The sequence below is a fragment of the Amycolatopsis thermalba genome, from assembly GCF_003385215.1.
Taxonomy (GTDB): Bacteria; Actinomycetota; Actinomycetes; order Mycobacteriales; family Pseudonocardiaceae; genus Amycolatopsis_E; species Amycolatopsis_E thermalba.
Genome location: NZ_PQHW01000019.1, coordinates 28,965 through 47,853 on the forward strand (window position 1 = coordinate 28,965; position 18,889 = coordinate 47,853).

25 protein-coding genes and 1 pseudogene are annotated in these 18,889 nt (G+C 72.8%); 10 read left to right on the forward strand and 16 right to left on the reverse strand.

What is annotated here, in order from left to right; genetic code table 11:
- Positions 1-2 precede the first annotated feature (2 nt).
- The 4 genes from D0D15_RS10845 to D0D15_RS10860 all read right to left on the reverse strand — a co-directional run bounded on the left by D0D15_RS10845 (position 3) and on the right by D0D15_RS10860 (position 4,451).
- On the reverse strand, positions 3-1,151 hold the full coding sequence (locus D0D15_RS10845; RefSeq protein ID WP_094002986.1) for a pyridoxal phosphate-dependent aminotransferase: 1,149 nt from the start codon (positions 1,149-1,151) through the stop codon (positions 3-5).
- Positions 1,148-2,443, reverse strand: coding sequence for an MFS transporter (locus D0D15_RS10850; RefSeq protein ID WP_094002985.1), 1,296 nt, complete (start codon positions 2,441-2,443; stop codon positions 1,148-1,150). Before D0D15_RS10850 ends, D0D15_RS10845 begins: the two co-directional genes overlap by 4 nt.
- 19 nt (positions 2,444-2,462) lie before the next feature.
- A complete protein-coding gene (locus D0D15_RS10855; RefSeq protein ID WP_094002984.1) occupies positions 2,463-2,852 on the reverse strand; it encodes an FAD-binding protein in 390 nt (129 codons plus the stop codon).
- A gap of 81 nt (positions 2,853-2,933) precedes the next feature.
- The gene (locus D0D15_RS10860; RefSeq protein WP_094002983.1) at positions 2,934-4,451 is read right to left on the reverse strand and encodes an aldehyde dehydrogenase; all 1,518 of its coding nucleotides are present in this window, start codon (positions 4,449-4,451) and stop codon (positions 2,934-2,936) included.
- Between the two features lie 148 nt (positions 4,452-4,599).
- Between D0D15_RS10860 and D0D15_RS10865 the strand changes: the two genes are divergently transcribed.
- Positions 4,600-5,241 carry a GntR family transcriptional regulator gene (locus tag D0D15_RS10865; protein WP_158224376.1) on the forward strand — a complete coding sequence of 214 codons (642 nt, stop codon included), beginning with the start codon at positions 4,600-4,602 and terminating at the stop codon, positions 5,239-5,241.
- 19 nt (positions 5,242-5,260) lie between these two features.
- Here the strand turns inward: D0D15_RS10865 and D0D15_RS10870 are convergent, their stop codons facing one another.
- Complete coding sequence (locus tag D0D15_RS10870; RefSeq protein ID WP_094002981.1) at positions 5,261-5,746, reverse strand: winged helix-turn-helix transcriptional regulator; 486 nt, start codon at positions 5,744-5,746, stop codon at positions 5,261-5,263.
- A gap of 32 nt (positions 5,747-5,778) precedes the next feature.
- On the opposite strand from D0D15_RS10870, the pseudogene D0D15_RS37765 reads away from it, so the two are divergent.
- From D0D15_RS37765 to D0D15_RS10885, 4 genes and pseudogenes are all read left to right on the forward strand, one after another.
- A pseudogene (locus tag D0D15_RS37765) lies at positions 5,779-5,919 on the forward strand (MFS transporter); the annotation flags it as partial.
- 103 nt (positions 5,920-6,022) lie between these two features.
- Positions 6,023-6,973 carry an MFS transporter gene (locus tag D0D15_RS10875; protein WP_279630555.1) on the forward strand — a complete coding sequence of 317 codons (951 nt, stop codon included), beginning with the start codon at positions 6,023-6,025 and terminating at the stop codon, positions 6,971-6,973.
- Between the two features lie 74 nt (positions 6,974-7,047).
- Complete coding sequence (locus D0D15_RS10880; RefSeq protein ID WP_094002980.1) at positions 7,048-7,278, forward strand: hypothetical protein; 231 nt, start codon at positions 7,048-7,050, stop codon at positions 7,276-7,278.
- A 32-nt stretch (positions 7,279-7,310) separates the two neighbouring features.
- On the forward strand, positions 7,311-8,027 hold the full coding sequence (locus tag D0D15_RS10885; RefSeq protein ID WP_094002979.1) for a trimeric intracellular cation channel family protein: 717 nt from the start codon (positions 7,311-7,313) through the stop codon (positions 8,025-8,027).
- Here the strand turns inward: D0D15_RS10885 and D0D15_RS10890 are convergent.
- Positions 8,012-8,596, reverse strand: coding sequence for an XRE family transcriptional regulator (locus tag D0D15_RS10890; protein ID WP_094002978.1), 585 nt, complete (start codon positions 8,594-8,596; stop codon positions 8,012-8,014). The genes D0D15_RS10885 and D0D15_RS10890 overlap by 16 nt on opposite strands.
- A 79-nt stretch (positions 8,597-8,675) precedes the next feature.
- Here D0D15_RS10890 and D0D15_RS10895 point away from each other — a divergent pair, with 79 nt between their 5' ends.
- Positions 8,676-9,245, forward strand: a complete 570-nt coding sequence (locus tag D0D15_RS10895; RefSeq protein WP_094003132.1) for a class I SAM-dependent methyltransferase — start codon at positions 8,676-8,678, stop codon at positions 9,243-9,245.
- Here the strand turns inward: D0D15_RS10895 and D0D15_RS10900 are convergent.
- Genes D0D15_RS10900 through D0D15_RS10910 form a run of 3 tightly spaced genes read right to left on the reverse strand, consistent with a single transcriptional unit; the run spans position 9,235 to position 11,740 of the window.
- Positions 9,235-10,086: a dihydrodipicolinate synthase family protein gene (locus tag D0D15_RS10900; protein WP_094002977.1), complete on the reverse strand. Its 852-nt coding sequence runs from the start codon at positions 10,084-10,086 to the stop codon at positions 9,235-9,237. The two genes, D0D15_RS10895 and D0D15_RS10900, sit on opposite strands and share 11 nt — an antisense overlap.
- 11 nt (positions 10,087-10,097) lie before the next feature.
- A complete protein-coding gene (locus D0D15_RS10905) occupies positions 10,098-10,808 on the reverse strand; it encodes a class I SAM-dependent methyltransferase (protein WP_094002976.1) in 711 nt (236 codons plus the stop codon).
- 53 nt (positions 10,809-10,861) lie between these two features.
- Positions 10,862-11,740 carry a LysR family transcriptional regulator gene (locus D0D15_RS10910; RefSeq protein WP_115944403.1) on the reverse strand — a complete coding sequence of 293 codons (879 nt, stop codon included), beginning with the start codon at positions 11,738-11,740 and terminating at the stop codon, positions 10,862-10,864.
- An 88-nt stretch (positions 11,741-11,828) separates the two neighbouring features.
- Between D0D15_RS10910 and D0D15_RS10915 the strand changes: the two genes are divergently transcribed.
- Entirely contained in the window at positions 11,829-12,185 is a 357-nt protein-coding gene (locus D0D15_RS10915) for a YybH family protein (protein WP_094002974.1), read from the forward strand.
- Positions 12,186-12,233: 48 nt separating this feature from the next.
- Here the strand turns inward: D0D15_RS10915 and D0D15_RS10920 are convergent, their stop codons facing one another.
- Positions 12,234-13,160 carry a hypothetical protein gene (locus D0D15_RS10920; RefSeq protein ID WP_094002973.1) on the reverse strand — a complete coding sequence of 309 codons (927 nt, stop codon included), beginning with the start codon at positions 13,158-13,160 and terminating at the stop codon, positions 12,234-12,236.
- Between the two features lie 203 nt (positions 13,161-13,363).
- On the opposite strand from D0D15_RS10920, the gene D0D15_RS10925 reads away from it, so the two are divergent.
- The gene (locus tag D0D15_RS10925) at positions 13,364-14,149 is read left to right on the forward strand and encodes a putative protein N(5)-glutamine methyltransferase (RefSeq protein WP_115944404.1); all 786 of its coding nucleotides are present in this window, start codon (positions 13,364-13,366) and stop codon (positions 14,147-14,149) included.
- Here the strand turns inward: D0D15_RS10925 and D0D15_RS10930 are convergent.
- A complete protein-coding gene (locus D0D15_RS10930; protein ID WP_094002971.1) occupies positions 14,135-14,815 on the reverse strand; it encodes a FadR/GntR family transcriptional regulator in 681 nt (226 codons plus the stop codon). The genes D0D15_RS10925 and D0D15_RS10930 overlap by 15 nt on opposite strands.
- An 86-nt stretch (positions 14,816-14,901) precedes the next feature.
- Positions 14,902-15,234 carry a hypothetical protein gene (locus D0D15_RS10935; protein ID WP_094002970.1) on the reverse strand — a complete coding sequence of 111 codons (333 nt, stop codon included), beginning with the start codon at positions 15,232-15,234 and terminating at the stop codon, positions 14,902-14,904.
- A 183-nt stretch (positions 15,235-15,417) separates the two neighbouring features.
- Between D0D15_RS10935 and D0D15_RS10940 the strand changes: the two genes are divergently transcribed.
- Positions 15,418-15,807: a VOC family protein gene (locus D0D15_RS10940; protein WP_094002969.1), complete on the forward strand. Its 390-nt coding sequence runs from the start codon at positions 15,418-15,420 to the stop codon at positions 15,805-15,807.
- Here the strand turns inward: D0D15_RS10940 and D0D15_RS10945 are convergent.
- Together D0D15_RS10945 and D0D15_RS10950 are read right to left on the reverse strand one after the other, a co-directional pair.
- Complete coding sequence (locus D0D15_RS10945) at positions 15,773-16,348, reverse strand: AAA family ATPase (protein ID WP_167481491.1); 576 nt, start codon at positions 16,346-16,348, stop codon at positions 15,773-15,775. The two genes, D0D15_RS10940 and D0D15_RS10945, sit on opposite strands and share 35 nt — an antisense overlap.
- 23 nt (positions 16,349-16,371) lie before the next feature.
- Complete coding sequence (locus D0D15_RS10950; RefSeq protein ID WP_094002967.1) at positions 16,372-16,884, reverse strand: CGNR zinc finger domain-containing protein; 513 nt, start codon at positions 16,882-16,884, stop codon at positions 16,372-16,374.
- 62 nt (positions 16,885-16,946) lie between these two features.
- Between D0D15_RS10950 and D0D15_RS10955 the strand changes: the two genes are divergently transcribed.
- The gene (locus D0D15_RS10955; protein WP_115944405.1) at positions 16,947-17,687 is read left to right on the forward strand and encodes a DUF6196 family protein; all 741 of its coding nucleotides are present in this window, start codon (positions 16,947-16,949) and stop codon (positions 17,685-17,687) included.
- Between the two features lie 170 nt (positions 17,688-17,857).
- On the opposite strand, the gene D0D15_RS35900 is transcribed toward D0D15_RS10955, so the two are convergent.
- Together D0D15_RS35900 and D0D15_RS10970 are read right to left on the reverse strand one after the other, a co-directional pair.
- Positions 17,858-18,037, reverse strand: a complete 180-nt coding sequence (locus tag D0D15_RS35900; RefSeq protein WP_162830543.1) for a hypothetical protein — start codon at positions 18,035-18,037, stop codon at positions 17,858-17,860.
- 308 nt (positions 18,038-18,345) lie between these two features.
- Entirely contained in the window at positions 18,346-18,873 is a 528-nt protein-coding gene (locus D0D15_RS10970; RefSeq protein ID WP_233157007.1) for a CGNR zinc finger domain-containing protein, read from the reverse strand.
- Positions 18,874-18,889 lie beyond the last annotated feature (16 nt).

An 18,889-nucleotide genomic window follows, 5' to 3' on the forward strand; every position in this document is an offset into this window, starting at 1 on the left:
GATCATGCGGCCGCGAAGGCCGCGAGCCGGTCGAGCGCCTCGTCCAGCACGGGGATGTCCACCGCGTAGCTGAGGCGCACGTGGTCCGGCGCGCCGAAGCCCGTGCCCGGCACCAGGCCGACCCCGGTCTCGGTCAGCAGAGCGCTGCAGAACTCGTCCGCCGTACGTCCGGCGAGCAGCGCCGAGACGTCCGGGAACAGGTAGAAGGCCCCGGTCGGCAACGGGCACCGCACGCCGTCGATCGCGGTCAGCCTCCGGTGGGCGAGGTCGCGGCGGTACCGGTAGGACCTGATCGCGTCCCACGGCACGTCGTCCATCGCGCCCAGCGCCGCGTACTGCGCGACCACGGACACGTTCGAGGTCGCCTGGCCCTGCAACCGCCGGATGAGCCGGGCGATCTCCGGCGGCGCCGCCGTGTGACCGACGCGCCAGCCGGTCATCGCGCAGCTCTTCGACACCCCGTTCACCACCACCGTCCGGGCCTGCAGCTCCGGCCCGAGCGAGGCGATGCTGGGCACTCCACCGTCCCCGTAGTGGAAGTATTCGTAGATCAGGTCCTCCACGACGAACAAGTCGTGCCGCAGGACCACCTCGGCGAGGGCCGCCAGTTCCGCCCGGCTGTAGGTCGCGCCGGTCGGGTTGCCGGGGCTGTTGAGCACCACCGCTTTCGTCCGCGGCGTGACTGCCGCCGCCAGCTGCTCCGCGGTCAGCTTGGCCGCGGTGGGCACGATCACCGGCCGGGCGCCGGTGACCCGGACCTGCTCCGGGTAGGTCACCCAGTACGGCGCGGGCACCACGACCTCGTCCCCGTCCTCGCACAGCGCCAGGAACGCGTTGAACAGGGCGTGCTTCGCGCCGTTGGCGACCACGACGTCGTCGGGTGTGTACTCCAGTGCGTTGTCCTCGGCGAGCTTGCGCCGGATGCGCTCCCGCAGTTCGGGGATCCCGGCGACGTCGGTGTAGCGGTTGCGCCCGTCGGCGATCGCCTTCGCCGCGTACTCCCGGGCCCGGTCGGGCATCGGGAAATCGGGCTCACCGACCGAGAGGTTGAGCACCTCCTCCCCGGCGGTGCGGCGAGCGGTGAGCTGGGCGTGGAGCGAGAGTGTCGGCGAGGGGCGGATCGAGTCCGCCCGGGACGACAGGGGCTTCACGTCAGGGGCCTGCCCTTGGTTTCGGGGGTGAGGAGGGTGGTGATCAGTCCGATCGCGACCAGCACGACGAGGTAGCCGGAGAACACCCACTCCAGCTGGTGCGCGTGCAGCCAGGTCAGCACGTAGGGTGCGGTACCGCCGAAGACGGCGACCATCAGCGAGTACGGCACGCCGACGCCGGAGGCGCGGACCTCGGTGGGGAACAGCTCGGCGAAGTAGGCCGGCATGATGCCGACGAACGCGCCGAGGAAGAACAGCGCCACTCCCATGAGGACGCCGAGCCGGATCGCGGAGTCGTCGATCAGGGTCATCAGCGGAAACGACAGCACCAGGAACGCGACACCGTAGGCGATGAAGATCGGTTTGCGGCCGAAGCGATCGGACAGCCATCCCCACAGCGGCAACGTGATCATGAAGAACACGTTCGCCGCCACCGTGGCCCACAGTCCCGCCGTCGCGTCGACGCCCTTGGCGCTGATGGCGAACCCCGACACACCGACTGCCCAGATGTAGTAGACGACGGTGACACCGGCGGTCAGACCCAGGATCCGGGCCAGGCTCCTCTTGTTGCGGGCCAGCGCACGCACCAGCTCGCGCGTGCTGCGTGGTGTGGCGCCCTCGGTGTAGGCGTCGGTTTCCTTGAGGGTGCGCCGCAGGTACAGGCCGACGAACCCGAGGACACCGCCGATGAGGAACGGCACGCGCCAGGCCCAGTCCCGCAGGGCCTGCTCACCGAACACGCTCGATCCCGCCGCGCCGATGAGCGAGGCGAGCACGATCCCGGCGGTGACCGAGATGTAGAGGCTGGTCGACCACAGTCCGCGGCGCGCGGCGGGCGCGATCTCGGCGACGTAGGTGTAGGAGGCGGCGATCTCGCCGCCGTGGGCCAGGCCCTGCAGCAGCCGGGCGAGCAGCAGGATCACCGCCGCGCCGACGCCGATGGCCGCGTGGGTGGGCGCGATCCCGATGATGAGGCTGCCCAGCGCCATGGTGACCATCGACGTGGTCAGCGAAAACCGCCGTCCGCGGCGGTCGGCGAGCCAGCCGAAGAGGAATCCGCCGAGCGGGCGCATCAGGAACCCGACCGCGAACACGGCCAGGGTGGACAGCAGTGCGCTCGTGGCGTCGCCACCGACGAAGAACTGCTTGGCGAAGAACGGGGCGAAGATGGCGTAGACGCTCCAGTCGTACCACTCGAGCGTGTTGCCGATGCCGGCGCCGAGCAGGGTGCGGAACGTGCCGGGTGCGGTGCCGGCCTTCGAAGTGGCTGGCACCGAGATGGGAGCCGTCATGGGTCCTCCTCCGGACGGGTCAGGCCGTGGCGGCCGCGCGGCCGGCCACCCGCCCGAACACCATGCCGCGCAGCACGGATGTGCCGCCGGGATATTTGTCGTGGTAGATGCCGGTGCATTCGCCCGCCGCGTACAGGCCGGGAATGGGCGTGCCCCGCTCGCCGACGACGCGGGCCTCCGCGTCGGTCGCCAGGCCGCCGAAGGTGAACACGATCGCGCACGCCACGGGATAGGCCAGCAGCGGCGCCTCGTCGATGGTCAGAGCCCAGTTGCTCTTGGGTGGGGTGAGGCCCGCGGTGTGCTTGCCGTCCGGCCGCCGCCAGTCGAAGGGACCGTCCACAACGGACGCGTTGTACGCGGCGACGGTCTCGGCGAGCCGGTCCGCGGGCAGTTCCAGTGCGGCGGCCAGTTCGCCGAGCGCGCCGGCGGTGACCGGTTTGCGGCACCGGGTCCGGCGACGATGCCGATGTCGTCATGCTCTTCTCCTGTGTCAGGCGCGCGGGTTGAAGGGGTCCTTGACGCCCTGGCCGGTGTCCACCCAGACGCTCTTCTCCTCGGTGTACTCGCGCAGCGCGTCGGCGCCGTTCTCGCGGCCGAGGCCGCTCTGCTTGTAGCCGCCGAACGGGGTGGCGTAGGAGGTCTTGCGGTAGTTGTTGATCCACACCGTGCCCGCGCGCAGGCGGCCCGCGACGCGGTGCGCGCGCTGCACGTTGCCGGTCCACACGCCCGCGGCGAGGCCGAACTGGGTGTCGTTGGCGATGCGCACGGCCTCGTCCTCGTCGGTGAACCGGATGAGGGCGGCGATCGGGCCGAACACCTCTTCCTGCGCGATCCGCATGTCCTTGGTGACGTCGGCGAACACGGTCGGGCGGAGGAACAACCCGTCGGGAAGGCCCTCGACCCGCGCCGGGCCGCCGCCGGCCACGAGCCGGGCGCCGTCGTCCTTGGCGACGTCGATGTAGGACAGGACCTTGTCGTACTGGGCGCGGGAGGCGATGGTGCCCATCTCGCTGGCCGGGTCCTGCGGGTCGCCCACCCGGATCGCCTCGGCGCGGCGCGCCAACTCCTCGGCGACGCGGTCGTAGACGCTGTCCTGCGCCAGGATGCGCGATCCCGCCATGCAGGTCTGGCCGCTGGCGCCGAAGATCCCGGCGACCAGGCCGTTGAGCGCGCTGTCGAGGTCGGCGTCGTCGAAGACGATGTTGGGTGACTTGCCGCCCAGCTCCAGCGACACGCGCTTGAGCGTCTTGCCGGCCTGGGACGCGATGGCCTGTCCGGTGGCGGTCGAGCCGGTGAACGCGATCTTGTCCACGCCGGGATGCCCGGTCAGCGTGGTGCCCGACGGGTGCCCCAGGCCGGTGACGACGTTGAACACGCCCGGGGGCAGACCGGCCTCGGCGGCGAGCTCGGCGAAGCGGATGGCCGACACCGGGGTGACCTCGGACGGTTTGGCGATCACGGTGTTGCCCGCGGCCAGCGCCGGGCCGAGCTTCCACACCAGCAGCAGCAACGGCGAGTTCCACGGCGTGATGGCGGCGACCACGCCGAGCGGCTCGCGCACCGTGTAGTTGATCATCTGCCGCACGTGCAGCGGGTTGGTGCTGCCGGTCGGCATCTGCGCCAGGCCGGCGTAGTAGTTGAAGTACTCGGGCATCAGCTTGGCCTGGCCGGCCATCTCGCGGATCAGCTTGCCGTTCTCGTTGACCTGCAGCTGGGCGATCTCCTCGGCGTTGTCCGCGATCGCCTCGCCGAACCGGATGAGGAACTTCGCCCGGTCGGCCGCGCGCCAGGCGGGCCAGTCGCCGTCGTCGAAGGCGCGGCGCGCGCTGTCCACCGCGGCGTCGACGTCCTTGGCCGAGGCGTCGGGCACCTGGGCCCACACGCGGCCGGTCGCCGGGTTGACGACGTCGAGGTACTCGCCGTCGATCGGGGCGATCTGCTGGTTGCCGATGAACAGGCCGTAGCGGGTGACACCTTCGGCGGAGGTGTCCGGCGATGACGGGGGCATGGATGCGCCTTTCTGGTCGTCTTCGGGTGACCAGGATGCTAGATGATTGTCCCACAATCGGTCAAATACAAGTCTATGACCTGCTTCTTTGGTCACAGTAGATCGGAAGAGTTTGACCTACAATCGGGCAATCGTTAGGCTGGCGGGCGTGAAGGTGGTCCATGCCGCGGCGCCGGTCCGCACCCAGGCGGTCGAGGCCATCCGCGCCGACATCGTCAGTGGTGTGCTCAAACCCGGGCAGCGGCTGGTCGAACGCGAGCTGTGCGAACGGCTCGACGTCTCGCGCAACACCATCCGCGAGGCCTGCCGCCAGCTGGAGGCCGAGGGGTTCCTGGTCATCCCGCCGCACAAGGGCCCGACCGTCGCGCAGCTGAGCGACGACGAGGCCAGGGCGATCTACGAGGTGCGTGAGGCGCTCGAGTGCTTCGCCGTGCGGCTGTTCGTGGAACGGGCCGACGACGACGTGATGACCCGCCTGCGTGAGGCGTTCGCGAAGGTCAAGGCGGCGCACGAGTCCGGCCGGGTGACCCGCATGCTCAGCACGAAGAACAAGTTCTACGACGTGCTGTACTCGGGCGCGGGCAATGACGTGCTGCACGCCCAGGCGCGGCTGCTGCACGGCCGCCTGGCGCAGCTGCGTGCGCGGTCCCTGGCCCACCAGGGGCGTCCGCGGTCCAGCATCGCCGAGATCGAAGAGGTCGTGGAGCGCATCGCGGCGCGGGACGCCGATGGGGCGAGCGCCCTGTGGCGTGACCACATCCGCAACGCGGCGGCGACGGCGTTGTCCTAGCCGGCGCCGAGCCGGCGGATCAGCCGCCCGGCCGGGGCCGCCGCCAGGCGGGGTTGAGCCGGACGCCCAGTTGGTCCAGCTCGACCGGGTGCCCCTCGTCGGTGCGCAGGCCGACCCGGGCCGGGGCCCCGGTGTCGTGGTCGACGTAGAGCAGCGGGGGCCCGCCGTCCTGGAGGTACTTGTCCGCCCACTGCATCAGGCCGAGCACGACCGGGAGCAGGTCGCGGCCCATGTCGGTGAGCACGTATTCGTCGCGTGTGCGGCCGCCAACGTCCCGGTAGGGCTGCTTGTCGAGCAGGCCGGCCCCGGTGAGGTGCCGCAGCTGCCGGGCCCGGGCCGTCTCGGTGATCCCGACCCGGGAGGCGAAGGCACTGAACCGGGTGGTGCCGTAGAACGCCTCGCGCAGGATCAGCAGCGCCGACTTCGTGCCGACGATCTCCAGGGCCTTGACCAGCGAGCAGTGGTCGGTCTTCCACGAACTGAGATCCGCGAGCGGACCTTCCATCACGGCGGGCTCGCTCGGCCGCGTTCACGGCCATGCTCGACGTCTTCGTGGTCAACGTGGCCTTCACCGACATCGGCGCGAGCTTCGACGGCTCGTCGCCGGCGGACCTGAGCTGGGTGCTCAACGGCTACACGATCGTCTACGCGGCGCTGCTGATCCCGGCCGGGCGGCTGGCGGACCGGCACGGCCGCAAGGCGGGTTTCCTCGTCGGGCTCACCGTCTTCACCCTCGCCAGCGTGGGCTGCGCCCGGGCTCTGGTGGCTGGTCGCGTTCCGGGTGCTGCAGGCCCCCGGGGCCACGGTGCTGACGCCGACCAGCCTCGGGCTCCTGCTCACCGCCCTGCCCGCCGAGCGGCGTGCGGGCGCGGTGAAGATCTGGGCGACCACCAGCTCGTTCGCCGCCGCGCTCGGCCCGGTCGCCGGCGGGGCGCTGGTCGAGCTGTCCTGGCACTGGGTGTTCCTGATCAACCTGCCGGTCGGTGTGGTGGCCTTCGCCGGGGCGCTGCGGCTGGTGCCCGAGTCCCGCGACGACTCGATCACCCGGCTGCCCGACCCGCTCGGCGCCGTCGTGCTCGCGGTGGCGCTCGGGCTGGTGAAGGGCGACGAGTGGGGCTGGGCCGGGGCGGCGACGCTGGCCGCGTTCGGCGCCGGGGTGCTCGGCATCGCGTTCCTGGTCGCGCGCGTGCTGCGGCATCCGGCACCGGTCGTGGATCCGGCCCTGTTCCGGGTGCCGGCCTTCGCCTGGGCGAACGTCACGGTGCTGGTGTTCTGCACGGCGTTCGGGGCGCTGTTCCCCAGCGTCGTGCTGTGGCTGGAGAACGTCGCCGGGTACAGCGCCATCGCCACCGGTGTCGCGATCCTGCCGGGGCCGCTGATGCTCCCGATCTTCGCCGTCGTCGGCCAGCGGCTGGTCCGGTACCTGTCGGTGGGCCGGCTCGTGGCCGTGGGCAACCTGGTGTTCTGCGTGGGCGCGGTGATGCTGGCGTGCAACGCCTCGGCGCAGGCGCGGTTCGGGACGGACATCCTGCCCGGCTGGATCGTGACCGGCATCGGCATCGGGCTCGCGCTGCCCAGCATGCTCGCCGCCGCGACCGCGGGCCTCCCACCCGCCCGGGCGGCGACCGGCAGCGCCGTGGTCAACACCGGCCGCCAGCTCGGGTACGTGCTCGGGGTGGCCGTCCTGGTCGCCGAGCTCGGTCTCACGCCCCGCGCATCCGCCGGGAAGTGAGGGGCCGGCTGCGCATCCTCGTCGGACCCCGCGGGTACCGTCCACGCAGGAGCACGACGCGTGGAGGAGCCACGGTGAAGGCGAAGGACCAGCTCAGCCTGTTCGAGGCGCTCCCGTGGTTCGTGCCGGACGTGCCGGCCCCGTTCGCCGACGAGCGGCGGGCCCACCTGTTCGCCGACGAGCAGCCCTACCTCGGCTACCGGATCGCGCGGTGCGGGGAGCGGCGGCGCATCTGGACGGCGATCGAGCACGTGCCCGGAGGCGAGCGGGTGCCGCGCTGCGCGGAGTGCCTCGCCGTGTCCTGATCGTCCGTCCACTGCGGACTAGGGTGCCCGGTATGGCGGGTGGAACGGCGGTCGAGGCGATCAACCACGTCACGCGTTACCTCGATCTGGCCGGCGTGTTCGCCTGCGCGATCCTCGGCGGCGCGATCGCGCGGAGCGAGCGGCTGGACCTGTTCGGGTTCCTGGTGGTGGGCAGCGTGTCCGGGCTCGGCGGCGGGGTCATCCGGGACACGCTGCTGCAGCACGGCACGCCGGTCGCGCTGACCGACTACGCCTACCTGCCGACCGCGCTGGCCGGTGCGCTGCTGTCGTTCGTGATCTCGATCAGCGAGAGCGCGTGGGACAAGCTGTTCACGGCCCTGGACGCGGCGGTGATCGGGTTCTGGGCGGTCACCGGGGCGCAGAAGACGCTGGCCGCCGGGCTGGGCTGGCTGCCGGCGATCCTGCTGGGCACGGCCACCGCGGTCGGGGGCGGCGCGCTGCGGGACATCATGCTGCGGCGCGTGCCCGCGGTGTTCGGCGGCAACGCGCTCTACGGCACGGTCGCCGCGGCCGTCGCGGCCACGATGGTCATCTGCCACTACCTGGGCGCCCCGCTGGTGGGTGTCGTGGCCGGGGTGGTCGGGGCGTTGTCGTTCCGGCTGGCGGCGGTGAAGTTCGGGTGGAACCTGCCCAACGGGCTGGAGTGGCAGCCGCACTCCCGCCTGGCGAGCAAGTGGCGCAGCCGCCGGGTGCGGCGCAACCCGCCGGAGGGTCAGGAGGGCCGGTAGCGGGCCCGGATGTGGAAGCGTTCGCCCTGCGGGCCGAGGATGCTCAGGAACTCGACCGGGCCGGTGTCGGCGTTGCCGAACCAGTGCGGCAGGTGGGTGTCGAACTCGGCGACCTCGCCGGCGGACAGGACGAGGTCCTGGTCGCCGAGGACGAGCCGGAGCCGTCCGTCGAGGACGTAGAGCCAGTGGTAGCCCTCGTGCGAGCGCGGATCGGGGTCGAGCCCGGACGGCCCGGCCGGGAGGATCTGTTTGAAGGCCTGCAGCCCGCCGGGTTTGCGGGTGAGCGGGATGACGGTCATGCCGTGGTGGGTCCGGGGCCGCGGGTAGACGCGCGGGTCGCCGGTGGCGGGCGCGCCGACGAGGTCGTCGAGCGGCACCTGGTGGGCCTTGGCCAGCGGCAGCAGCAGTTTCAGGCTCGGGGCGCGCTGCCCGGATTCCAGGCGGGACAGGGTGCTGACCGGGATGCCGGTGGCCTCCGACAGGGCGGTCAGGGTGGTGCCGCGGCGCCGGCGCAGCTCACGCAGCCGCGGGCCGACGGCGCCGAGCACGGCGTCGAACTCCTCGCTCATCTCTCCACTGTGCCCGCGGCTTTGCCGATTCCGCAAAGAACTTTGTCAGCCGGCGGGCGTGCGGGGCACCGTGGTGGTCATGGACTGGGACGAGATGTACCGCAGCCGCGAGCGGGTGTTCAGCGGCGAACCCAACGAGGTGCTGGTCGCCGAAGCCGCCGGACTGGCGCCGGGGCAGGCGCTGGACGCGGGCTGCGGGGAAGGGGCCGACGCGTTGTGGCTGGCGCGGCGGGGCTGGCACGTCACCGCGGTCGACGCCTCCCGCGTCGCGCTGGAACGGGCGGCCGCGGCGGACGACACCGGGCGCGTGGCGTGGATGCACGCCGACCTGACGGCCATGGCGCCACCCGCGGGCTGCTTCGACCTGGTGTCGGCGCACTACGTCCCGCTGCCCAAGGCCGACCCCGGCGTGCTGCGCGGACTGCTCGCCGCGGTCGCGCCCGGGGGCACGTTGCTGGTGACCAGTCACGATCCCGCCGAGCTGACCGCGCGCGAGGGGTTCGACCCGGCCGACTACTACCACCCGGCCGACATCGCCGCGCTGCTCGCCGCGGAGTGGACCGTGCTGGTCGACGAGATCCGGCCGCGCGCCACACCCGGCCGGTACACGCGGGACACCGTCCTGCGGGCGCGGCGGGCTACAGGCTGAGCGCCGCCAGCGTGGCGATGACCTCCTCCCGCGCCGGGCCGTCGAGTTCGCGCAGCGGGCGGGGCAGGACGCGATCGCCGGTCAGGCCGAGGTGGGTGGCCGCGGCGGCGAGGACGCGGATGCCGCCGTGGCGGGCGAACAGGTCCCACAGCGGTCGCAGGCGCTCCGACTCGGCGGGATCGCGCATGATCGCCTGGGCGGCGTCCGGGAACGTGCCGGCGAGGGCCGAGTACCAGGCGTCGCAGCCGGCGGCGAGTCCGGCGGCGGCGAACGGGTCGCCGCTGATCCCGATCGTGACGGTGTCCGGGATGCGGGCGCGCAGGGCGTCCACCCGGGCCTTGGCGCCGGCGGGCACGCCGGGGATCTTGATGGAGCCCACGCCGGGCAGTCCGGCGATGCGGCCGTGCAGCTCGTCGCTGAACTGGAAGTGCGTGGTGCGCGGGTTGTCGTAGACGCACAGCGGGACCGACAGTTCGCGGGTGACGTCTTCGTAGAGGCCGAACACCTCGTCGTCGGTGAGGGGCTGGTAGCTGACCGGGGCGAGCAGCACCGCGGCCGCGCCGGCGTTCTGGGCGTCCTCGGCCAGCGCGAGGACCTCGCTCGTGGTCAGCGCGCCGATGCCGACCATCACCGGGGTGCCCGCCGCCGCGCCGACGGCGATCTTGGCCGCCTCGGCGCGCTGGTCGCGGGTCAGGTAGGCGTAGGAGCCGGTGGAGCCGAGCGCGCCGATCGAGTCGACCCCGGCCGCGGCGAGGCGCTCGACCAGCCGGGCGTAGGCGGCGGTGTCGAGGCCGGTGCCGGTGATCGGGGTGAGCGGGAAGGCGGACAGGCCGGTGAACATGGAGGTTCCTCTCAGGGGCGGGTGGCGGTGAAGATCGCGTGGCCGGCGTGCAGCCAGACCACGTCGGCGTCGGCGAACCCGGCGTCGGCGAGCCAGGTCAGGTGCTCGGCGACCGAGGAGGGCGTGTCGAGCGGGTCGGGGCCGGGCAGGCGGTAGTAGTTCCACTCCGCGCGCTCGAACGCCCGGGCGGCTTCGTCGCCGCCCGCGTCGCGCACGGCGCGGTCCCAGTGCTCGGCGGCCACCGCGCGGGCCCGGGCGCCCGCGGGTTCGACCAGGTCGGCCATGACGAACACCCCGCCGGGCACGAGCATGCCGTGCAGGTCGCGGTAGAGCTCGCGCGTGCCGGCGCCGTCGAGGTGGTGCACGGCGAGCGAGGTCATCACGCCACCGAACGCGCCGCGCCGCCAGTCCCGGTCGTGGATGTCCGCCCGCACCCGTTCCCACCGGCCCGCGAACGGCGCGAGGCGGGCAGCCGCCTTGTCCAGCATCTCGGGTGAGCCGTCGAGCAGGGTGACGCGGGCCCGGGTGTCGCGGCGCAAGTACTCCGCGGAGAGCAGGCCCTCACCGCAGCACAGGTCGAGCACGCGCGGTTCCGGGATGCCGGCGAGGAGGTCGCAGACGACCGCGATCTGCTCGCGCCGGTGCGGCACGAACGCGTCGCCGTGGGTGGTGAAGAGCTCGGTGTCGCTCGGCTGCCAGGCGGCGGGCTGCTCGGCGGGCATGGTCCTCACCCTAGCCAGCCCGGGCGAATCCTTTTCCGGCATCGGGCGGGTCCTCAGCGCAGTGCGGCGCGGGCGCGGTCGAGGAACACCCGCGCCGCCGGGCTCACCGGGCCCGCCGCCCGCCAGGCGAGGGCCAGGCAGCCGCGCAGCGGGGGATCGGTGATCGTGATCGCGTGCAGGTCGGGCCGGGTCGTGGCCACCGACTCCGGCAGGATCGCCACGCCCAGCCCGCGCGCGGCGAGGTCGGCCAGCACCGCGGGGTGCCTGGCCTCGAACCCGATCCGCGGGGTGAGGCCCCGCGCGGCGCAGGCCTCGTCGAGGCGGGCGCGCAGGCCGGTGCCGGCGGGCAGGCTGATCAGCGGCCGGTCCCGCAGGTGCGCCAGCGGGACCTCGGCTCGGCCGGCCCACTCGTCGTCCAGGCCGACCGCCGCGGTGATGGCCTGCTCGGTGAGGACCAGGACGTCCAGGCCGGGTGGTCGTTCGTCGGTGGCGAGGCTGACGATCGCCGCGTCCAGGCGTCCGCCGCGGATGTCCTCGGACAGCTGCTCGGAGCGGCCTTCGACGAGCGTGATCTCCACGCCCGGGTGGTCGTCGTGCCAGGCGGCGAGCAGGCCGGGCACGTCGAAGCTGTGCGAGGTGACCATCCCGAAGGCGATCTTGCCCCGGACCAGGCCGCGGAACTCGTCGGCGACCAGCCGCGCCCCGGCGACGGCGGCCAGCGCCGCGCGGGCGTAGGGCAGCACGGCGGCGCCGACCTCGGTGAGCCGGACGGGGCGGCCGGAGCGGTCCAGCAGTTCGTGCCCCAGCTCCCGTTCCAGGCGCCGGACCTGCGCCGACACGCCGGGCTGGGCCACGTGCACGCGTTCGGCGGCGCGGGTGAAGTTGCCCTCCTCGGCGACCGTCACGAAGTACTCGAGCTGCCGCAGTTCCATAACCGCTGATTCTAGTAGCGAGACCTACCAGCTCTTGGACTTCTGGCTCGTGCGGCGAGAGGCTGGGTGGAGAGGAAGGGAGCGAAACATGATCGACAAGGCCCGGAGGCCGGAGGATCTGGCCGTGATGTTCGTGGAGCGCGCCAACGCGCGGGACGCGAAGGCGCTGGCCGAGCTGTACGCCGAGGACGCGGTGCTGGCGTTCCCGCCCGGCTCGCAGACGGTCGGCCGCGACGCGATCCGGGAGGTGCTGGAGCGCCTGGTGGAGCAGGGCGGTGAGTTCCAGGTCGAGGAACCGATGCCGACCGTCTACTACGGCGACCTGGCGCTGTGCTCGACCAAGCCGGCCGACGACACCGGGGGACGGGTGCAGGTCGCGCGGCGGCAGCCGGACGGCACCTGGCTGCGGATCATCGACCGGCCGGAGATCCGCCGCCCGGCGTGAGGTCGTCCGCACCGCGGCCTCGGCCGGCTGGCAGGCTCACCCGCCGGATCACACGGAAGTGCTCGCGGGGACCCGGCCGGTCGGCCGCTCGGCGATGATCTCCCGGATGCCGTGGCTGTCCACCCGCAGGAGGGTGGGCACCAGGTCGCCGCTCGTGTCGGGCGAGGTGCGCACCCACTCGGTGAGCTCCGCAGCCCAGCCGGAGCTCACACCGGCGACGTAGATGTGGTCCGGGCTGACCAGCGCCGCCAGCAGCTGGTCCTCGCCGACGTGCGCGCCGATAGTCTCGGCGAAGTCGTCCATCACGACCGCGGACGCGGCGCACAGGCTGTTGTCGCCGCGCTCCAGGATGACCAGGGGGCCCTTGTCCGGGTCCGGGGCGACCTTGACGATGAGCCCGCGCCGGAGGTTGCCGACCGCTTCGTCGATCAGTTCGTGGAACTCGTCCTCGCTCAAGGCATCGGCTTGGTTCCTCAGCAGGTGGGACATGCCGACCCGGCCCTCGGGCGTGGCGGTCGCCCTGGCGAAGCCGAGGTGCAGCCGGTCGTCCACCAGCGGCAGCGAGTAGTAGAGCTTCAGCGGACCGTCGTAGGTGTGGAGGATGGGCAGCCATTCCCCCTCGGATTCGGCCCGCACGAACGCGTCGCGCAGGCTCTCGAGCTGCACCTTCGTGTTCTCCTCGCGGGCGGCTTCGAAGGCTGTGTCCCAGTCGCCGTCGGCGGGGCGGTCGAAGTCGTGCGTGATCTCGGCACCGCGAAACGTCGCGGCGAGGAAGATCCGGTCCACCCGCGAGGGCTGCCAGACGCTGTGCACGCGGGTGATGTCGGGCGGCTGGACCTGCCGCTCCCGCTGGACTTGGCGCCAGGCCTGCCGGATGGCGTCCTCGGCCTGGGCCGGCGCCGCTGCCCGCAACAGATCGTCCTCGTCGCCGTTCACCTGGAAAACGACGACGTTCAGGCGCGCATTCTCGTCCACGCGCGATGATCTTACTCAGACGCGCCGACCGTTCCGTGCCGGCGCGAGAGCGGCCGCGGTGCTGTACCCCGCCGCCTCCGCTAGGGTGATCACCACGACCGACCGAGGAGGTGAGACCCGTTTCCGTTCCGCCAACCCGGGTGCTCGCCTCCGGCGACGAGTGAGCCGCGAGCGCCCGTTTCCCCCGTGAAAGGCGCTCTTTCTTGTCCGTCGATTCCGAAACCGTCCTCGTCGGCCGCCTGCGCGCCGCCGGCTGCGTCTTCGCCGAAGACGAGGCCCGGCTGCTGCTGGCCGCCGCGGCCACCCCGGCCGAGCTGGAGGCCCTGACCGCTCGGCGGGTCGCCGGCGAACCCCTCGAACAGGTCCTCGGCTGGGCCGGGTTCCGCGGCCTGCGCATCCACGTCGAACCGGGCGTGTTCGTGCCCCGGCGGCGCACCGAGCTGCTGGTCGAGGAGGCGGTCCGGCTGGCCCCGCCGCGTCCGGTGGCGGTGGACCTGTGCTGCGGCTCCGGCGCGGTGGGCGCCGCGCTGGCCGCCGAACTCGACCTCGCCGAGCTGTACGCCGCGGACCTCGACCCCGCCGCGGTGCGCTGCGCGCGCCGCAACGTTCCCGGTGAGGTCTTCGAAGGCGACCTGTACGCCGCGCTGCCGGACGGGCTGCGCGTGCGGGTGGACCTGCTGGTCGTGAACGTGCCGTACGTACCCACCGAAGCTGTCGCGCTGATGCCGCCGGAAGCACGCCTGCACGAACCCCAGCTGGCACTCGACGGCGGCGCCGACGGCCTGGACATCGCCCGCCGCGTCATAGCCGGTGCCCCGGCCTGGCTCGCGCCGGGCGGGCACCTCCTGATCGAAACGAGCGAACGCCAGGCGCCGGCACTGGTCCGCGCCGCCACCGGCGCCGGACTGGTCCCGCGTGTGGCGACCTCCGACGAGCTGGACGCCACGGCGCTCGTGGCCCGCCGGGGGCGGGGGCTAGGCGGGAGCTGAGCGGAGGCCGCGGAGCACGGGTTCGAGGTTGGCGACCGTGGCGGCGACCGCTGCGTCCGCGTCGCCGCGTTCGAGGGCGTCCAGGAGGTCGGCGTGGGCGGCGGAGGAGTCCGGCAGCTGCGTCTCGTGGCGAACCAGGTCGGTCAGGATCTCGCGCAGCACCGGCTCCGCGGCCGTGAACAGGCTGAGCAACAGCGCGTTGCCGGACAGCTCCACCACGCCGCGGTGGAAGGCGAGATCGGCGTCGACGAACACCGCCGGGTCCGCGCCACGCTCGTCCTGCCGTTTCCGCAGGCCGGCGCGCAGACGATCGACGTCCTCGGGCCGGACCCGCCGTGCGGCGAGCCGCGCCGCCTCGACCTCGAGCGCACGGCGGACCTCGTACACCTCGAGCACCCGCGCGCGCCGCACCAGCCGCCGCACGTCGCCGGTGTCGGCCGTCCCGGCGGCGACGAACGTGCCGGAGCCGTGCCGGACGTCCAGGAGCCCGTCCTGGACCAGCAGGCGAACCGCCTCCCGCACCGACGAGCGCCCGACCCCGAACTCCGCGGCGAGCTGGACCTCGTTGGGCAGCCGGTCGCCGGGCCGCCAGTCACCGCGCCGGAGCCGCTGCCGCAGCAGGCTCGCGACCTGGGGCACGACCGGTCCACGGCGCAGCTCCGTCATGGGCGCACGGTAGCACTGCAGACGTCTGAGGACTCACGTGCGGAGCAGCAGCCCGGTCCTCCTGCGGCCACGGCAGATCCGGCAGGTCAGGGCCGGGGGAGATGCGTGCTGTGCGCGTCGAACGCGCAGCGCAGTTGCCGTTCGGTCAGCAGGAACAGGAACGGCCGCCCGGCGCAGCGCGCGCACACGGTCGCGCAGGCCACGTCGTAGCCGTCGGGGCGGCTGAACACCGACGTGGCCACCCGCAGGTCCTCCGTCGAGCCGCAGCCGTCGCAGGTGGGCGCGATGGGGCAGTCGCTGTGGTCGGTGAGGGACTCGCGGGGCGGGTCGAACGCGAGGTTGTCCAGGTCGTCCGCGTCCTCCCAGGCCGGGTGCTGGTCGAGGAGCCGCCGCCAGCGGCTCTGCAGCTTGGTCGCCATCGCACGGTCCTTTCGTCGCTCCGGCCTCCCATGCTCGGCCGCCGCGAAGCCCACGGCGGCGTTGACACACGACCGGGCCACCAGAACGACCTGACCGGGTGACAGCGGGACCAAATCCTCTGGCCGCGTCCCCGTGGCCGGGCCTAGCGTCGGTGACCCATCGAGCCATGGCAGGAGACGGCGATGAGCGGCAGGATCGTCCACTTCGAAATCCCGTTCGACGACGGCGAACGCGCGCGCGGCTTCTACCGCGAGGCGTTCGGCTGGAACGTCACCGAGATGCCGGACATGAACTACACCAGCGTGGCCACCGGCCCGACCTCCGAGCAGGGCATGCCGAGCGAACCCGGCTTCATCAACGGCGGCATGTTCGCGCGCGAGGAGTCGGCCCCGAAGAGCCCGGTGATCACCATCGACGTGGCGAGCATCGACGAGACGCTGGGGAAGGTCGAGCAGCTCGGCGGCGCCAAACTGGTGGGCCGCACCGAGATCCCGGGCATGGGGTGCTACGCGTACTTCACCGACACCGAGGGCAACGTCATCGGCCTGTGGGAGAACCTGCCGCAGAGCTGACGCGCGCCTCGGTCCAGGCGCGGGCGAGGATTTCCTCGCCCGCGCCGGCGGGGGACTGGTCCGAGGAGTCGAGCCACAGTCCGAGGCGGGGCGTGTCACGCCGGAGCACCGCGTCGAGCTGGGTGATCGCCCAGTCGTCGTAGGCGGTCTTGCCGCGCCCCTCCTCGCGGGCGGCGATGGCTTCGGGCCGCGGCGCGAGCACGACCACCAGCAGGGGCCGCCGCCGGATCAGCTCGACCATCTCGCCGAGGTGTTCCCCGAGAACGACGTCCTGCGCGACGACCGTGAACCCGGCGTCGAAGTAGGCGTCGCAGGTGGCCGCGGTGAGGCGGTGACGCAGGCGGAGCTGCCGGACCGCCGCTTCGGCGGAGGGGTCCGGGCTCATGTCGGCGCGCCCGTTGACGATCATCCGGCGGAACCCGTCACCACGCACGTGCACCGACCGGGGAAGCCGCTCGGCGAGCATCTGCGCGACGGTGGACTTGCCGGCCGCCTGGATCCCGGTGAGCAGGACGATCGCCGGCTCGGACGGCAGGGACACGAGAACCTCCGGAACAGGGCAGCTCAACGGCTGCGGCGTGCGTGGGCGGCGACGCGGGCGCGGTTGCCGCAGACTTTGCTGTCGCACCAGCGGCGGTCGGCGCGGGCGGAGACGAAGACCTTGTGACAGCCACCGCCCTGGCATCGCCGCAGGTGCGCGATCTGCGGGCCGAGCAGGAAGTCCACCACCGCGCGGCCGAGCACCTGCGGGACGGCCTCCGGTCCGGCGTCGTCCACCGCGACACCGCCGGCCGCGGGCCGCACGCGGAACTCCGCGCGGGCGAGCCCGGGTGCGGTGGCGAACGCCAGTTCTCCGGCCGGCGGTGCTTCGCCGGCCGCGAGGTGGTGCAGAACGACCTGTGTGGCGTCCCGTCGCGCGAGAACCTCCGGCAGCGCGCCCGGCGGCGTGGCGGTCACGCACGCGGCCAGGGCGGGCCAGGGCCGGGCCCACGCCCGGAACCGCTCGACGGTCGCGATCCGGTCCCGCCCGGGCGAGGACCGGGTGTTGGCGAAGGCCAGTGCCAGGGGTTCGGTCATCGACGACACCGTACCAAACTAATGGGTTGACTCATTAGTTCGGCTCGTGCGAGCCTCTGGTCATGGTGACGATCTCCCGGGAAACGGGCGCCCAGACCGAAGCCCGGCTGCGCCGGGTGTTTCGTACGAGCGCGATCGACTGGCTGCCTGGGGCGTGGTCCTTCGTCGAAGGTGCGGATGCCGTTCGCCGTGCGGACGCGATCGCGCTCGTCCGCGACGAAGGCCGCCCCAGCGCCCTGTGCCCGGCCGCCGGAGCTGGTGAGCGGTTCGCGGTGTTCCGCGTCGTGCTCCCGAAGGGCGCCGACGACAGCGGGTTCGTGGGCTGGCTGTCCTCTCGCGTCAAGGCCTCGACCGGGAGCGGCTTGTTCGTGATCTGCGGGCAGAACAGCGAGCGCGGCGGGATCTTCGACTACTACGGGGTTCCCGAGGCCGCGGCCGGGCCCGTCCGGGACCTGCTCGACCGCCTGTCCGGCACCGGTTTCCTGGACGGCGTCGTGCTGCGCACCGTCGCGACGGCGGAGAGCTCGGCGCTCGGCCCCGGGACCGTCTTCTGCTTCGACCAGAACGGCGAGGCGATCACCGCGCGCTACGGCGGCGGCGGGATCGCCGACGGCTGGCTGGCCGGCACCCTCGACGGCGCCCGGGCCCGCTTCCACTACCTGCAGATCCAGACCGACGGGACCGTCGACAGCGGCCACTCGGAGGGCGAGGTGACCCGGTTGCCCGACGGACGGTGGCGCCTCACCGAGCACTTCACCTGGGCGACCCGCGAAGGTGGGGGAACCAACCGGCTCGAGGAGTAGCCCCCGGCCTCCTCGAGGATCGCCAGGTGCCGGGACAGGTTCCCGGCACCTGGCGAGGGTCCGGCGCAGGTATCCGAAGTCCACCTGCCCGGCCTCGGCGGCGATCGTGAGGATGCCGAGCCGGTGCCGCTGGTGCACGGTCTCGTCCAGGCCCGCCGCGGGGTGCTCGCTCACGCGCGCGCCCGCCGCTCGTGCCACGCCGCGACCGCGCCGCCCAGCAGCAGGACCAGCCCCGCGACGAGGCCGAAGACCATCGCGGCGGCGGTGGTGACGCCGCGCGCGGTCCGGCTATCGAGCTTCGAGCGGAGCGACAGGGCTCCGCCGACTGCGAGGTTCGCCGAACCGCACACCCGCGACGACGAACAGCGGCGGGCGGGCGGCGGTCCCCAGCGGCGCGAGCAGCACGAGCACGGCGAACAGGATCAGCGGCGGGACGTAGGCGTGCCGGTCCGCCCGGGCCCGCGCCCGGAGCCGCGCCATCTCGTCGAGCAGGTTGGCCGGGGGAGGGGACCGAGCAGACGGATTTCCCCTGATCAACGGACGGGCACACGGCGACCCGATCACGGGCGAAACCGGGCGCATGAGCCGCCCGGGCCGGTCGTCTGGGAATCCTGGACCGGGCAGAACGGGCGGCCGCGCTTGCGCCCGCCGGGTACGCCTAGGAGCTTTTGCGATGGGCGGCGTTGAAGCGCGCCTTCTTCTGGCGATTCCCGCACGTGTTCATGTCACACCACTTGCGGGTGCGGCTCTGGCTGGTGTCGAAGAAGGCAGCCCTGCAGGTCGCCGATGCGCACAAGGCCAGCCTGCCGTCCCGTTCGCCGGCGATGATGCTGATCGCGTCGGCGGCGATCACGCCCAGGGCGTCTTCCACGCGGGTTGCCGAGCTGAGTTGCCATCGCCGCTTGCCCTCGGGCGTCAGGACAGCCGCGGCCCTGCCCTGAGCGCTGCGGTCGTTGATGACTCGGACAGCGGACGCGGGGAGAGGGTCGTGGAGCGCGGCCGCTGTCGCGGCGGCGTGAATCGATTCCCGTAGTTCCCGGGCGAGTTCGAGCTGGGCTGTGGTGCAGGACTCCACGGCGAGGCCGCTCACCGCCAGCCAATCGATGAGTCGTTGCGGGACGGGAATGCGCTCCACCGGCTTGCCGTGCCGCTCCGACAGAGTTCCCGTGAAGGTGGTCGCCAGCACGGGGCCGAGGCGGAAG

What these genes read in the sequence shown, in the direction of transcription:
- D0D15_RS10850 (WP_094002985.1), bottom strand. Translation starts at nt 2,443, where the DNA reads ATGACGGCTCCCATCTCGGTGCCAGCCACTTCGAAGGCCGGCACCGCA.
- D0D15_RS10860 (WP_094002983.1), bottom strand. Translation starts at nt 4,451, where the DNA reads ATGCCCCCGTCATCGCCGGACACCTCCGCCGAAGGTGTCACCCGCTAC.
- D0D15_RS10870 (WP_094002981.1), bottom strand. Translation starts at nt 5,746, where the DNA reads ATGGAAGGTCCGCTCGCGGATCTCAGTTCGTGGAAGACCGACCACTGC.
- D0D15_RS10885 (WP_094002979.1), top strand. Translation starts at nt 7,311, where the DNA reads ATGGCGGGTGGAACGGCGGTCGAGGCGATCAACCACGTCACGCGTTAC.
- D0D15_RS10890 (WP_094002978.1), bottom strand. Translation starts at nt 8,596, where the DNA reads ATGAGCGAGGAGTTCGACGCCGTGCTCGGCGCCGTCGGCCCGCGGCTG.
- D0D15_RS10895 (WP_094003132.1), top strand. Translation starts at nt 8,676, where the DNA reads ATGGACTGGGACGAGATGTACCGCAGCCGCGAGCGGGTGTTCAGCGGC.
- D0D15_RS10900 (WP_094002977.1), bottom strand. Translation starts at nt 10,086, where the DNA reads ATGTTCACCGGCCTGTCCGCCTTCCCGCTCACCCCGATCACCGGCACC.
- D0D15_RS10905 (WP_094002976.1), bottom strand. Translation starts at nt 10,808, where the DNA reads ATGCCCGCCGAGCAGCCCGCCGCCTGGCAGCCGAGCGACACCGAGCTC.
- D0D15_RS10910 (WP_115944403.1), bottom strand. Translation starts at nt 11,740, where the DNA reads ATGGAACTGCGGCAGCTCGAGTACTTCGTGACGGTCGCCGAGGAGGGC.
- D0D15_RS10915 (WP_094002974.1), top strand. Translation starts at nt 11,829, where the DNA reads ATGATCGACAAGGCCCGGAGGCCGGAGGATCTGGCCGTGATGTTCGTG.
- D0D15_RS10930 (WP_094002971.1), bottom strand. Translation starts at nt 14,815, where the DNA reads ATGACGGAGCTGCGCCGTGGACCGGTCGTGCCCCAGGTCGCGAGCCTG.
- D0D15_RS10935 (WP_094002970.1), bottom strand. Translation starts at nt 15,234, where the DNA reads ATGGCGACCAAGCTGCAGAGCCGCTGGCGGCGGCTCCTCGACCAGCAC.
- D0D15_RS10940 (WP_094002969.1), top strand. Translation starts at nt 15,418, where the DNA reads ATGAGCGGCAGGATCGTCCACTTCGAAATCCCGTTCGACGACGGCGAA.
- D0D15_RS10950 (WP_094002967.1), bottom strand. Translation starts at nt 16,884, where the DNA reads ATGACCGAACCCCTGGCACTGGCCTTCGCCAACACCCGGTCCTCGCCC.
- D0D15_RS10955 (WP_115944405.1), top strand. Translation starts at nt 16,947, where the DNA reads ATGGTGACGATCTCCCGGGAAACGGGCGCCCAGACCGAAGCCCGGCTG.